Origin of the sequence: Larkinella fluvii (assembly GCF_051857545.1) — a bacterium.
Taxonomy (GTDB): domain Bacteria; phylum Bacteroidota; class Bacteroidia; order Cytophagales; family Spirosomataceae; genus Larkinella.
In genome coordinates this window covers 135,308-148,837 of sequence record NZ_JBPZHB010000008.1, presented here as the reverse complement: position 1 = coordinate 148,837, position 13,530 = coordinate 135,308, and the positions used below count along the sequence as shown (strand labels likewise).

10 protein-coding genes are annotated in these 13,530 nt (G+C 54.4%); 6 read left to right on the top strand and 4 right to left on the bottom strand.

Annotated elements, in window-relative coordinates; translation table 11 throughout:
* Positions 1-45: 45 nt before the first annotated feature.
* Positions 46-597 (top strand): hypothetical protein, encoded by a 552-nt coding sequence (locus tag ACS5NO_RS21820; RefSeq protein ID WP_439417101.1) that lies wholly within the window; start codon positions 46-48, stop codon positions 595-597.
* Positions 598-764: 167 nt separating this feature from the next.
* Positions 765-3,170: a TonB-dependent receptor gene (locus ACS5NO_RS21815; protein WP_439417100.1), complete on the top strand. Its 2,406-nt coding sequence runs from the start codon at positions 765-767 to the stop codon at positions 3,168-3,170.
* Positions 3,171-3,349: 179 nt separating this feature from the next.
* On the opposite strand, the gene ACS5NO_RS21810 is transcribed toward ACS5NO_RS21815, so the two are convergent.
* Positions 3,350-3,940, bottom strand: coding sequence for a PepSY domain-containing protein (locus ACS5NO_RS21810; protein ID WP_439417099.1), 591 nt, complete (start codon positions 3,938-3,940; stop codon positions 3,350-3,352).
* An 88-nt stretch (positions 3,941-4,028) separates the two neighbouring features.
* Positions 4,029-5,048: a zinc-binding alcohol dehydrogenase family protein gene (locus ACS5NO_RS21805; protein ID WP_439417098.1), complete on the bottom strand. Its 1,020-nt coding sequence runs from the start codon at positions 5,046-5,048 to the stop codon at positions 4,029-4,031.
* A gap of 329 nt (positions 5,049-5,377) precedes the next feature.
* Between ACS5NO_RS21805 and ACS5NO_RS21800 the strand changes: the two genes are divergently transcribed.
* Positions 5,378-6,526 (top strand): fatty acid desaturase family protein, encoded by a 1,149-nt coding sequence (locus ACS5NO_RS21800; RefSeq protein WP_439417097.1) that lies wholly within the window; start codon positions 5,378-5,380, stop codon positions 6,524-6,526.
* A gap of 24 nt (positions 6,527-6,550) precedes the next feature.
* Here the strand turns inward: ACS5NO_RS21800 and ACS5NO_RS21795 are convergent, their stop codons facing one another.
* Entirely contained in the window at positions 6,551-8,842 is a 2,292-nt protein-coding gene (locus ACS5NO_RS21795; RefSeq protein WP_439417096.1) for a right-handed parallel beta-helix repeat-containing protein, read from the bottom strand.
* A gap of 224 nt (positions 8,843-9,066) precedes the next feature.
* On the opposite strand from ACS5NO_RS21795, the gene ACS5NO_RS21790 reads away from it, so the two are divergent.
* Genes ACS5NO_RS21790 through ACS5NO_RS21780 form a run of 3 tightly spaced genes read left to right on the top strand, consistent with a single transcriptional unit; the run spans position 9,067 to position 12,350 of the window.
* Complete coding sequence (locus tag ACS5NO_RS21790; RefSeq protein ID WP_439417095.1) at positions 9,067-10,350, top strand: M20/M25/M40 family metallo-hydrolase; 1,284 nt, start codon at positions 9,067-9,069, stop codon at positions 10,348-10,350.
* Between the two features lie 35 nt (positions 10,351-10,385).
* Positions 10,386-11,543, top strand: a complete 1,158-nt coding sequence (locus tag ACS5NO_RS21785; RefSeq protein ID WP_439417094.1) for an NAD(P)-binding domain-containing protein — start codon at positions 10,386-10,388, stop codon at positions 11,541-11,543.
* 57 nt (positions 11,544-11,600) lie between these two features.
* A complete protein-coding gene (locus ACS5NO_RS21780) occupies positions 11,601-12,350 on the top strand; it encodes a hypothetical protein (RefSeq protein ID WP_439417093.1) in 750 nt (249 codons plus the stop codon).
* 81 nt (positions 12,351-12,431) lie between these two features.
* Here the strand turns inward: ACS5NO_RS21780 and ACS5NO_RS21775 are convergent, their stop codons facing one another.
* Positions 12,432-13,529, bottom strand: a complete 1,098-nt coding sequence (locus ACS5NO_RS21775) for a ScyD/ScyE family protein (protein WP_439417092.1) — start codon at positions 13,527-13,529, stop codon at positions 12,432-12,434.
* Between the last annotated feature and the right edge of the window lies 1 nt (position 13,530).

Here is a 13,530-nt window from a genome sequence, read left to right as displayed (position 1 = left end):
ACCAACCCGTGTTCCGCTTGCCATAACCTTTACCCATTTGCCGGATTGAGGACGTCGATACTCATACTGCTCCTGATGACGCTGGGTTTGCCTTTCTGGGGAACCTATACGCTCCTGCAATCCCAAAAATACCGGGTCAGGAAAGACGTGGAAAACCGTCTGGAAGAGGGCCGTACGGAATCGCAGCGGGTGACACTGAAACTGGCGGTTTCCGAAATCAAAACCAACCTGCGCTGGGAACACGACCACGAATTTGAATACCAGGGGCAGATGTATGACCTGATCGCAACGACGGTGGTCGGCGACAGTGTATTTTACGAGTGCTGGTGGGACAAAGAAGAAACCCGCCTGAACCGACAACTGGCGTCGCTGGAAGCGCTCGAAAAAGACGCACAACAGCAGGAAGAAGAATCGAACGAAGCCTCCCCCTTTTTACAACCGATTTTCTGCCAGGATCTGCTTTCCTGGATTTATCCCCCAACCAACTGGTTTCCTGAACAGAGGGTCGGCGGTTTTATCAACCAGTTTGCTCTCTACGTGGCCCTCACCCCTCCGCAGCTTCCGCCTGAACGGTCGTTTCACATCGTGTACGTTTGATTTCCGGGCTGACCATTTCCCGTCAGCTTTGAATAAGTGTGTCTGAATGCATGTGAAACGAATACCGAAGACAAGAGAATAAAGACAAAAGAGTAAAGAGCACGCCCTTGATGAACAAAGGGTTGTCGCTCTTCTCAGGTCTTTCGTGTCTTCCTAACCGGTAAGCTATGAAAAAAAATATAATTCTCTGGGCGTTGCTCGGGGCCTACGCGGAAAGCTACGCCCAGGTGATTGCCATCAAAGACCGGGAAGATTCCCGGCCGCTCGAACGGGTGACGCTTTCGAGCCAGGAACCGACGGTTTTGCTCCTTTCAGGAGCCAAAGGCAAGGTAGACATCACCGCTTTTAAAGGCGCTGACCGGATCGAAATCCGATCCGTTGGCTATCAGACCCAAACCGTCAGTTACGACGAACTGGCGAAAGCCGGGTTGTCTCTGTACCTCAAACCGTCGTCGCTGTCGCTGGATCAGGTGGTGGTGACGGCCAATCGCTGGAATCAGTCGAGCCGGGATGTGCCGGTCAAAATTACGACAATCTCGGCCAAAGACGTGGCGTTTCAGAATCCGCAGACTGCCGCCGATCTGCTGGGCCAATCCGGCGAAGTGTTCATCCAGAAAAGCCAGCAGGGCGGAGGAAGCCCGATGATTCGCGGTTTTTCGACCAACCGTCTGCTGATTACGGTCGACGGCGTGCGGATGAATACCGCTATTTTTCGGAGTGGGAACCTGCAAAATGTGATTTCGCTCGATCCTTTTTCCATCGAAAATACGGAGGTGGTTTTTGGGCCGGGTTCGGTCATGTACGGCAGCGATGCCATTGGGGGCGTGATGAGTTTCTATACGCTGATGCCTAAATTGTCGGACAGTGCAAAACCGCTGGTGTCGGGTTCGGTGGTGGGGCGGTATTCGTCCGCCAACAGTGAGCTGACGGGCCACGCCGACGTCAGTGTCGGCTGGAAAAAGTGGGGAATTGCCACCAGCATTTCCCACAACGATTTCGGCGATTTGCGCATGGGTTCGCACGGGCCGGAAGAATACCTCCGCAAGGAATACGTCGAGCGGATCGACAGCGAAGACCGGGTGATTCAGAACCAGGACCAGCGGGTGCAGCGTCCGACGGGCTATTCGCAGATCAATCTGATGCAGAAAATTCGGTTCAAACCGAACGATCGCTGGGATTTTAACTACGGTTTTCAGTATTCGACCACATCCAACTACGCACGCTACGACCGGCTTTTGCGCTACCGCCGGAATCTGCCGCGCAGTGCGGAATGGAACTACGGCCCGCAGGAATGGATGATGAACAACCTGACCATCACGAATACCGCAAGCGGAGGATTATACGACCAGATGAGCATCCGGCTGGCCCACCAGTTTTTTGAAGAAAGCCGCATCGACCGCGACCTGAACGATTCGGAACGGCGGACGACGCTCGAAAAAGTAAATGCTTTTTCGGCCAGTATCGACTTCAACAAGCAGTTGAACGACAAACAAAAGCTGTTTTACGGACTGGAAGCGATCTACAACGACGTGATTTCGACGGCTACCAATCTGGATATTTCCACAAATGTGTCCGTGCCGGGTGCCCCGCGCTACCCCAAATCGAACTGGGCGTCGTATGCGGCTTACCTGACGTACCAGCTAAAAGCCAGCGACAAAGTGACGTTTCAGGCCGGAGCGCGCTACAACCAGTTTGTCCTGAATTCGAAGTTCGAAACCACGTTTTACCCGTTCCCGTTTACCACCGCGAAACTTAACAACGGTGCCCTGACCGGCAGCGCGGGACTGGTTTATCACCCGGCCAGCACCTGGAGTTTGAGTGCGAATTTGTCCACCGGTTTTCGCTCGCCCAACGTCGATGATGTCGGAAAGGTGTTTGAATCGGAGCCGGGTTCGGTGGTCATTCCCAATCCGAATCTGAAGGCGGAGTATGCCTACAATGCGGAATTGGGCGTTGCCAAAGTCTTCGGAAACCGTGTAAAAGTCGACTTGACGGCGTATTACACGTATCTGGACAACGCGCTGGTTCGGCGGAATTTCACGCTGAACGGTCAGGACAGCATTCAGTACAACGGCGAATTGAGTCAGGTTCAGGCGATTCAGAATGCGGCCAAAGCGACGGTCTACGGGATTCAGGCTGGTCTGGAAATCAAGTTGCCAGCCGGATTCGGTCTTTCGTCACACTTTACTTACCAGAAGGGTGACGAAGAACTGGACGATGGCACCACCAGTCCGTTGCGCCATGCGGCTCCCTGGTTCGGCATCACGCGGCTGAGTTATACGGCCAAAAAGCTGCGGCTGGAACTCTACGGGATGTACAATGACAAGGTCGCCAACAACGAGCTGGCGCAGGAAGAGCAGGGCAAGGATTACATGTACGCCATCGACGCCGACGGAAAACCGTATTCGCCGGGCTGGTACACGCTGAATTTCAAGGCGCACTACCAACTCACGGATCTGCTGTCGATCAATGCGGGGGTGGAAAACTTCACCGATCAGCGGTATCGTCCCTACAGTTCGGGAATCGTGGCCCCGGGCCGGAACGTCATCGTTTCGCTGCGGGCGAGGTTTTAAGGCGGTTTTAAGTCGGTTTTCAGTTTACGGTTTACGGTGGCTGACGCAAGTTAGCCACCGTAAACCGTAAACCGTAAACCGTAAACCGTAAACCGTAAACCGTAAACCGTAAACCGTAAACCGTAAACCGTAAACCGTAAACCGTAAACCGTAAACCGTAAACCGTAAACCGTAAACCGTTATTGAATCACCGGTTTGGCCGACCGCGTCAGCTTCTCCTGTCGAATCCGTTTCGGGCCGTAGTAGAGGTAAAAACCGGTGACTGAAAACAGGATCAGCACGATGCCCATGATGCTGGTATAGAGGAGTTTGAACGGTTGTTCGTCCAGTTTGACCAGGGCGTCGAGGTAGGAACCGTCGTGTAGTTTTTCGATGAAATCGGACCGGCGGGTTTCGATGTGTAAGACCTGGCCGGTGGCGCAATCCAGTTGAATACCCGCGTAGTGATCGGCAAACACAAATTTCACCATGCCTTTCTGCGGACGAATGTCGATCCGGTCCAGTTCCGTCGACAGCTCGGCGGAAACCGAATCCCGCAGCGTGTTGAACGCAATTTTCTGGAGCGAATCGACGGGCAGCCAGGTTTTCGGATCGGCCGAAACGCCTTTGTACGATTTGGCCAGTAATACCCCGCCGGAATGTTTTTTCCAACCCAACAGCAGCCCCGTCACCGCAATGATTAAGAAAAAGAAGAAGAGGGTTCCGCCCAATACCCCGTGAATTTTTCGGTAGAATCGAAGCCTGCGCGAACGGTCTTTAATGTCTTTCATATGTAAAAGCAAGATACCAAATTCAGCGCGGGAACCCTACTGTTTTTGCCGCAAAAACCGGGTGGTTACGGGTGTAAACGCTGCCGGATTACGTATTCAGTTCCACCATCGCTTTGATCACGCCGTTGGCCGGATTCAGCCAGCCGGCGAATTCGTCCCGGACCTGACCAAACTGAACCCGGTGCGTAATGTAGGTAACCGGATCGATCAACCCTTTTTTCTGACAGGCCAGAACGTGTTCGAAATCCTGCCGGGTAGCATTCCGGCTGCTCATCAGCGTGGCTTCGCGTTTGTGAAATTCCGGATGGCTCAAAGAGACGTCACCCCGTTGCAAACCGACCAGGACATACCGCCCACCGTGGGCCATATACTGAAAGGCGTTGTTGATGGCCGTCCGGTTGCCGGTGGCGTCGACAATCACGGTCGGCATGTCGCCGTTGGTCATTTCGCGGAGTTGTTCAACCACATCGGCCGAGCGGGCGTCGATGGTGTAGGGCACCCGGAGTTTCTCCCGACAAAACGCCAGCCGGGATTCGTTGACATCCATCGCGATGACCTGACCACCCGCAATCCGGGCAAACTCCATGACTCCCAGACCGATCGGCCCGGCGCCCACCACCAGCACAAACTCGCCGGGCTGCACATCCGCCCGCCGAATGCCGTGGGCACCGATGGACAGCGGTTCGGCCAGGGCCAGTTCGTCCAGGCTCAGGCCGTCGCCGTGAATCAGCGAATAGCTCGGAACGCTCAGGTATTCGACCATACCGCCGTCGATGTGAACACCCGAAACCCGAAGCTGGGCGCAGCAATTGGTTTTTCCGACGCGGCAGGCCACGCAGGTTCCGCAGTAGAAATAGGGCATGAACGTAATCCGTTCGCCTTTCTGAAAACCGGGTGCATCGTCGAAATCGACCAGTTCTCCCGCCAGTTCGTGACCCAGAATCCGGGGATATTCGAAAAACGGCTGCGTTCCTTCAAAGGCGTGCAGGTCGGTTCCGCAGATGCCAATGCGCTGAATTTTTACGATGGCGTGGCCCGGAGTCAGCTCCGGTTTTATGCCGGGACGGTATTCAAACTGGCCGGGCGTGGTGCATACGAGTGTTTCCATTTCTTGTCGGGTGTCATTTGCCCCGCTTATATTTCTCCTGCAAAGGAAAAGTAAATAGTTGAAGATCGGTTCTGTTTTAATGCCCGATTCGTATGCTATTTTATCATACTGGCTGCGATCGACCGCATTTGGTGGACTGCACGGAGGACGAACCCGGAAGTGTTATTAATATATATATTTAATAGACACAGTATAAAATACGGTTTTCAACGTTATAAGATATACATTGTTAGCAAAAGCAGCAATACGCACAATTTAGAAGTAGGGGAGCGATACAGTCGTCAGTGGATAACCGGTTGACAGGTACCTAGTAACCCAAGAAGTTAAACATGACGACTACAAACGTAAAGTTTCTGAACAAAGACAAGTCTACTTTTTTTCCGGTACTCCGTACGAGAATTGAGCAGTACTTCCAGGAAAACGCCCTTTGCAAATCCGGCGGCTCGCCTATGGTGGGCAAAGCGATTTTTATGCTCAGCCTGTATCTGGTTCCTTACATCCTGATTCTGACCAATTTATTTCCGGCCTGGGCGATGCTGATTCTATCGGGCATCATGGGAATCGGGATTGCCGGCGTGGGGATGTCGGTCATGCACGACGCCAACCACGGTTCGTTTTCAACTTCACCCTGGGTCAATACGCTGTTTAGCGGCAGTCTGTATCTGCTCGGCGGCAACGTCTATAACTGGAAAGTTCAGCACAACACCCTGCACCATACCTACACCAACATCGACCAGTTGGACAGCGACATTACGGGAAAACCGTTCCTGCGGTTGTGCGACCAGCAACGCCTGCAAAAAATGCACCGCTACCAGCACATTTATGCCTTTTTGCTGTACGGTTTGATGACCTTCTCCTTTCTGGTGAAGGATTTTAAGCAGATCGGGGAGTTCAATCGGAAGTCCAAATCGAAACTGACCAAGCCGTTTTCGTCGCGCGAAATTCTGATTCTACTGGCGGGCAAACTGTTTTATGTGGTTTTTGTCGGCGTATTGCCGCTGGTATTAACCGACATCACGTTCGGACAGTGGGCGCTCGGTTTTCTGCTGATGAACTTTGTCGCGGGCTTCGTACTGAGCGTGATTTTTCAGTTGGCGCACATCATTGAAGAGGTTCACTCGCCGATTCGGAACGATCAGGGCAATATTGAAAATGCCTGGGCCATTCATCAACTGGAAAGCACCGCCAATTTCTCGGTTTCCCGGGTTTTGTCCTGGTTCATCGGCGGGTTGAATTACCAGATTGAACACCACTTGTTTCCGTCGATCGGCCACGTGCATTATCCGGCCATTGCGCCCATCGTGCAGGCCACGGCCCAGGAATTCGGACTCCCGTATTACCAGAAAACCTCGTTGATGGATGCGCTGGGTTCGCACGTCAACATGCTGAAAAATCTGGGACGACACGCCGGGCAAACCGTTGTTGCTCCGCGTGTCGTCTGTGTTCCGCAACCCGTTGCCAGTTCGCAACAGGTCTGAAAACCGGAAACTGCCCGTTTTTTTCTATCGTTTCAGAATCTTGATCGTCTGCACCTGATGGCTCCCGGCCACCCGCAGAAGATACATTCCCGCCGGTTGATTCAGGAACGGCAGGCGGTTTTGTTGGATGGCCTGATCGACCTCCAGCCAGGTTTCGGTAATCGTTCTTCCGTTCAGATCGGTCAGGTGAAACCTCAGGTGCTGGCCTTCCGCATTCTGTATTTCGGTGTCGAACGCCTGACCCGTTACCGGATTCCCCAATACCGTTACTTTCCAGGTTGTCCCGTTTTCCGCCGATTCTACAGCCCGGCGGGTGGCACTGGGGCAGGTCAGCGTCTTCGGTGCCCACTTCAGCGTATAATTGCTGTTCAGGACTTTGGCCGTAATGAGGTGTGGTTGGGCATCCCGTATGCTTTCGGGCGTCGTGAAGTGGTATACGTGCTTGCCATTGCCTTTTCCGGCGTCTTTAATGTCCTGCCGGAACAGATCGGCAACTATGGAGCCCAGACTCTGGCCGTCGGCAAAGAACTCCACCGAAACCGGCGTGTTGGGTTGACTTGCATCCCAGGCCCAGCCCCGGAACGAACTGCATTCGACTTTGTCCAGATAGCCTTCGTAATTTCCACTACCCACGGGCGGATCGACCACCGGCGGGTCAGGATTGGGATTGCCGTTGCTGCAATTCAGCATTTTCGGAGCCCATTTTAACGTATAATTCGAGTTCTGCACCTTGGCTGAAATGACGTGATTCTGGCCATCTTTCAGACTTTGGGGCGTCGTGAAACTATACGCGTGCTGTCCGTTGCCTTTCCCCGCATCCTTCAAATCCTGCCGGAAAAGGTTGGCAGAAATCGTACCGATGCTTTGGGCGTCGGCGAAGAACTCGAGCGTGATGGGCGTGTTGGGTTGATTTTTATCCCAGGCCCAGCCCCGGAATGAACCGCATTCGACTTTGTCCAGATAGCCGTCGAAATTCCCCGAAACTACGGGCGGTTCGGGTTCCTGACCGGGCGGCACAATGGTTACCGTTGCGCTGGCGGGCAAACTGACGCAGGTGCCGACCTTGCACAAGGCGGTGTAGACGTAGGTAGCGAGGACATCGGTAGGAACCGTAATCGAACCCGTACCCGAAGCCAGCGGATTGGTACGGACCCAGGCCAGTTCTCCGGAACAGTTTGGGGCCGTCAGCACGATATTCGGCGTGTTTTGGGCGACGGTTGTGTTTGTTTGACCGTTGTACGACAGGTTGGGGGCGGTCATAGCGGCTATTTCGAAAGCGCCCAGGTCGATGGCATTCTGCTGAATCCGGTTTTGGCCCGCCAGGTCTTTTTCGGTGGTGTTGGCCGATGCCAGACCGGTATTGAGAAGCGGTGAACAGGGCGACAACCGCAGGTCGTTGCCGGCCGGGTCGACAAACAGCGGATCATGATTGGTTATGTTGTTGCCGGCGTCGGTGTAATAGGTCGTCCCATCCTCAAGCGCCGAATACCGAATGGTCACGGTGTTGCCGGCTTCGCTGCCGATGCTGGTGGCCCCGCCGTTGTTCCACAAAATGCAGTTGGTCAGCGTTGGATTGCTGCGACCGGCGGCTCCATAGGTGTAGAGGACTCGTCCGTGCGACGCACTGTTGTTGTAGAAAGTACAGTTGGTAATGGTGGGAAAGGCATACTGGCTGTCGGAAGCATAGTTGAGAATAGCGCCACCGCCGTTAGACGAAACGTTGTCGATAAACGTACAATTGATGAGGGTCGGGCTGCCGTTGTAGTTGGCGATAGCGGCTCCAATGACGGCCCGGTTTCCGATGAAACGGCAATTTCGGATGGTCGGACTGCCACCGTCATTCAGAATGCCACCGCCCGCCGGATTGCCAACCGGTGCGTTGCCGCCCGTGATGACAAAACCGTCCAGTACGGCGGTATTGGAGGCATTCATCGTAAAAATGACGTGTGTCAGGTTGTCGGCCGGGTCCCCGTCCACCCCCGCTTCGCCACTCAGAACCGTGGCATGGAGCGTAGGATTTCGCTGCGCCATCGTTCCGCCACCTGCCGGAAAACCGCCGTAAATTGTTACGCCATCGGAAAGGTAAAAACTGGGATTGTAGGGCGGTTTATAGGTTCCCTGCGCCACCCAGACTTCGGCAGAACCGCTCTGGTAGCCTTCATCGATGGCTAGTTGAAGCTGCGTCTGGTTGTAGGCGTTGGCCCAACTGGTGCCATCGCCGTTGCCCGCCCCGGTTTCGGTGACGTAAAGCTTAAGTTGAGCCAGAGCCGGGAACCCGAGAAGACTCAAAAACAGAATTAAAAGGTTCTTTTTCATGGTAACGTTCAGATTGACAGGGCTAAAAGTAGCCGGGCTTTTCTCCTGAATGCAGATGAGGAAGTTACTGCCCGACGAAATGAGCCGTTGAAACGATCAAATGGCAGAATGAAGGATTGAATGATTGAACGGTCGTGGGAAGCAGAAACCGGTTTTTTTCGGCAAAGAGCGGTTTTCTTGAATCTGCTTCTTAATTTGAGAATCAACCTGAAAAACTGGACAACATGACTACATTCTACCGCATCGCTTTCGTATTGCTGGGCATCGCACCCGGTGTCTGGGGCCAATCGCTTTCGCCGGTTGAAAAAAAAATACTTTCAACCGTCCGGCAAATTCACCCCGAAACGGAGAAGTTTCTGGAGAAAACCGTCAACATCAACAGCGGAACGCTCAATCTGGAAGGCGTCCGGGAAAACGGTAAACTGCTGGCCGACGAATTTGAAAAACTGGGCTTCAAGACCGAGTGGGTGGCCCTGCCCGATTCCCTCAACCGCGCCGGGCATCTGGTGGCCACCCGGCAGGGCAAACGCGGCAAAAAGCTGTTTCTGATCGGACACCTGGATACGGTTTTTGAAAAAAGTCTTCCCTTCGATCCCTTTACGCGGGTGAATGATTCGACGGCTACGGGTCAGGGAGCCAACGATATCAAAGGCGGTAACGTGCTCATTTTGGCCGCATTGAAAGCGTTACACGCCCAGAAATTGCTGGATGACGTGTCGATAACGGCCTATTTTACGGGCGACGAAGAAAGCAGTGGCGGCCCCGAAAGCCGCAGGGATTTCATCGAACGGGCCAAAAAATGCGACCTGGCGCTGGCGTTCGAAGGGGCGCAGGGCTTGACCCACGTCACCACCGGTCGGCGCGGTTCGAGTAGCTGGACGCTCAAGGTGGTGGCCCGAACGGGGCATTCGTCGCGGATTTTCAGTGATCTGGGCTACGGTGCCATTTTTGAATCCGCCCGGATTCTGAACGAATTTCGGCGCGCCCTGGGGCAGGAGCAATACCTGACGTTCAATCCGGGCCTGATGATCGGTGGTTCGGAAGTACGGTATGACAACAAATCTGCCAAAGGCGAAACCACCGGAAAAACCAACATCGTGGCCCCGTCGGCGCTGGTGAAAGGGGATCTGCGGTTTATTTCGGAAAAACAGAAAGAAAGCGCCCGCGCCCGGATGCGCGACATTGTGGAAAAAAGCCTGCCGCTGACCAAAGCGACGATCACGTTTCAGGACGGCATTCCGGCCATGGAACCGTCGGAAAAGAACGAAAACCTGCGGAAAGTGGTGGATCAGATCAGCCGCGACATGGGCCTGGGGCCGGTGCTGGCGGGTGATCCGGGGTCGCGGGGAGCGGGGGACGTTTCGTTCGTGGCGGAATACCTGCCGTGTCTGGACGGACTCGGCGCGTCGGGAAAAGGCGCGCATAGCATCGAGGAAAACATCAACCTGAAAGAATACCCGTTTCTGATTCAGCGGGCGGCTTTGCTGCTGTATCGCCTGACGCGCTGACGCATCCAACAAAACCCTGCAACTCTTTAATGACGATGAACCCTTCTCCTGAAACCCTGATCATTGGGGCCGGTCCGTTTGGGCTGGGCCTGGCATCCTATCTTCAAAACCGGCAGCACGATTTCCGGGTGATTGGGCACCCGATGGAATTCTGGAAACGGCACATGCCCGCCGGAATGCTGCTGCGCTCGGGTGTCGAATGGCACCTGGACCCCGACGGGCAGTGGACCATCGAACGGTTTCTGGCCGAACGCGGAGAATCGCCCAAGCCGGAAAAACCGCTCTCGCGGGAATTGTATCTGGCGTATACGGACTGGTTTCTGGAAAGAACGGAAATTCCGGTGCAGACGGCCTATGTGACGCAACTGAGTCGGGATAATGGTCATTTTCGGGCGGTATTGAATGACGGCTCGACGGTGGAAGCCCGGCAGGTGGTGATTGCGACCGGGTTTTATTCCTACAGCCATATTCCGGCCCCGTTGTCGAACCTGATTCCTTCGGACCGGCTCCGGCACACCCGTGACGTGGTGAATATGGCAGATTATCAGGGTAAACGGGTGTTGATCGTGGGCGGTCGCCAGAGTGCGTTCGAGTGGGCGGCCCTCCTGCGTGAGGCCGGTGCTGCCCGGATCGATCTCTCTTACCGGCACGATACGCCCCAATTCATTCCATCGGATTGGTCGTGGGTCGAAACGCTGGTCGAAGGCATGGTCGATCAGCCCGGCTGGTTCCGGAACCTGTCGGCCGAGGAGCAGGAAATGCATCGCCTGAATCTGTGGACGGAGGGACGGCTGAAGCTGGAACCGTGGCTGGCGGAGCGGATTTTCCAGCCGGAAGTTGGCCTCCATCCCCGGACGCAGGTGACGGCCGTGACCGAAAAACCGGATGGTTTAGCCATAACGCTGGATTCGGGCGAAGAATTGGCGGTGGATGCGGTGATTGCCGCAACGGGCTATCAGGTCGACATTCGGCGGCTGCCCTTTCTGGATGAATCGCTGCTGAATGAGCTGACCATCAACAACGGTTTTCCGGTGCTGGACGAGGGTTTTCAGAGCAGCGTGCCCGGTTTGTACGTTACCAGTTTTCCGGCCGGTTTGGCCTTCGGGCCTTTTTTCGGGTTCACCATCGGCGTTCGGGTAGCGTCCCGCCTGGTTGGCGCGGCACTGAACCGGAGCGAACCGACGCCCGTATAAATCGGCAAAACCATTTGGCTCGTGGAGGGTTTAGTTGGTATCCACATGCTCAACGCTATGAACTTTCTTTCTTTTTCGCGGGCGCTTGCCCCGGTTTTATTGCTGTTGCTGACGTTGCCCTTGAAGGCCCAATTACGAGTTGATCTCGAATCGGGGGTAGTTCTCGGAACGGCTTACACGGACGTTCGGATTCCTAATCAGGGGGGTACGCTGGTTGATTTATCGAAGCAGCTCAGCGCCGAACCCCAGATTTTTTACCGCGCCCGGTTGGGGTACACCATTGCCAACCGGCACACGATTTCGGCTTTGTATGCGCCCCTGACGGTTCGGTATCAGGGCCAGTTCGACCAGGATATTAATTTTAACAACGTCCTGTTTCCGGCCAACCAACCGACGACGGCCTATTACAAATTCAATTCTTACCGGCTTACGTACCGCTACGATTTTGTGACCAACGACCGCTGGCGGGTGGGAGCAGGTTTTACGGCCAAAATCCGGGATGCCGACACGCGGTTTGAAAATGAGGTAAGTAAAGCCAATTATGACAATGTAGGCTTCGTGCCTTTGCTGAATTTCTACGCGGCCTATTCGCCCGGCGACCGCTGGAGCGTGCTGCTGGAGGGCGACGCGCTGGGGGCAAAGGCGGGTCGGGCCGAAGATATTTTTCTGGGAGCGGTCTACCAAGCCAGCCCGAAACTGGGTTTCAAACTGGGCTATCGGGTCGTCGAGGGTGGAGCCGATACCGACGAAATTTACACCTTTACCTGGATCAATTACGCGTCGGCGGGGGTGTTGCTGAGACTTTAAGCCGAAGCGGATCGTATAAAAGAAACGGCCAGCCTGAATCGTTCAGGCTGGCCGTTTCTTTATTCTGAAAACCCAAATCAGTTAGTTTGTCGCGTTTAATTTGACAATTAATCCTGGGCCATAATACACGACGTAATAGGTGTCAGCCATGTCACTTCTCAGAATATCAACCGGAGTTGGAATGACTGATAACAGCGAAACCGAGGCATCCTCACCGCTGGCGATACGACCGGTTGGATCTGCAGGAGGAGGAGGACCAAATCCAAACTCAGTTGCAATGAGTTTGCCGCCGGGCGTAAAGGTCAGATCGGTCAATCCGGAGAATCCGGTTGTATGAACGGTGGGTGTCACCGGGGCGCTGCCCATAGCGTTCACTTTGTAGATCGTTGCCACGTTCGTCGGAAATGGATAGCCGACCAATGTCGATACGTAAAAATCGGTGCCGTTGAAAACAATGCCGGTTGGCACGGCATCGATTGTCTCAGGGCCATTTTGTGGCATCAGCGGGTCGTAGATTGCATTCGGCACATCCGGAAAAACCGCATAAATACTCAGATTGCCGGTGTTCATATCCCGACGCACAATGGCGTTCCCACCGGCATCGACAATGAACAGATCGCCATTCGGGCCAAACGTTAAATTGTATGGGTTCGAGTCTTTATCGTCAGGGGCATTCGGATGTTCTTGACGAACAAATGTACCAATGTCAATTTTGGTCAATGAACCAAACGGAATCGGAGCCGATACGCCCGGAACGAACGACGAAACATCGGCAATGTACAGCGCATCATCGACACCGTGCAGAATATAGAGTTTGCCATCTTTGTAGGCCAGGTGGTTGAGCCCTTCGGGAGAACCTTCCGGACTTTCGGCGGACAGAAAACCGGTAATGGCGGTAAAAGTACCACTAGGGGTAATGACCGAAACCCGGCCACTGGCGGGGCTGGCGGTTCCGCTGCCGGCTTCCGTAACCCACAGATACCCTTTGTTATCCTCGGCCAAGCCAATCGGCGAACTGAGGTTGGCCGCAACCGGTGGTCCTTGAGCGGCCGAGAAAGTAGTCGGATTCGGGAACTGGTGATCTTGAATTGCCTTAAAACAACTGGTTACGCCAAAAAGCAGCGTGCTGACCACCAAGAGAGCCAGCAGGGATCGGAGTGTAAAATGTCTGGTATTCATG

Bases quoted from the DNA above. Each gene is read 5' to 3' on its own strand.
- ACS5NO_RS21815 (WP_439417100.1), top strand. From the start codon at position 765: ATGAAAAAAAATATAATTCTCTGGGCGTTGCTCGGGGCCTACGCGGAA.
- ACS5NO_RS21810 (WP_439417099.1), bottom strand. From the start codon at position 3,940: ATGAAAGACATTAAAGACCGTTCGCGCAGGCTTCGATTCTACCGAAAA.
- ACS5NO_RS21805 (WP_439417098.1), bottom strand. From the start codon at position 5,048: ATGGAAACACTCGTATGCACCACGCCCGGCCAGTTTGAATACCGTCCC.
- ACS5NO_RS21800 (WP_439417097.1), top strand. From the start codon at position 5,378: ATGACGACTACAAACGTAAAGTTTCTGAACAAAGACAAGTCTACTTTT.
- ACS5NO_RS21795 (WP_439417096.1), bottom strand. From the start codon at position 8,842: ATGAAAAAGAACCTTTTAATTCTGTTTTTGAGTCTTCTCGGGTTCCCG.
- ACS5NO_RS21790 (WP_439417095.1), top strand. From the start codon at position 9,067: ATGACTACATTCTACCGCATCGCTTTCGTATTGCTGGGCATCGCACCC.
- ACS5NO_RS21785 (WP_439417094.1), top strand. From the start codon at position 10,386: ATGAACCCTTCTCCTGAAACCCTGATCATTGGGGCCGGTCCGTTTGGG.
- ACS5NO_RS21780 (WP_439417093.1), top strand. From the start codon at position 11,601: ATGAACTTTCTTTCTTTTTCGCGGGCGCTTGCCCCGGTTTTATTGCTG.
- ACS5NO_RS21775 (WP_439417092.1), bottom strand. From the start codon at position 13,529: ATGAATACCAGACATTTTACACTCCGATCCCTGCTGGCTCTCTTGGTG.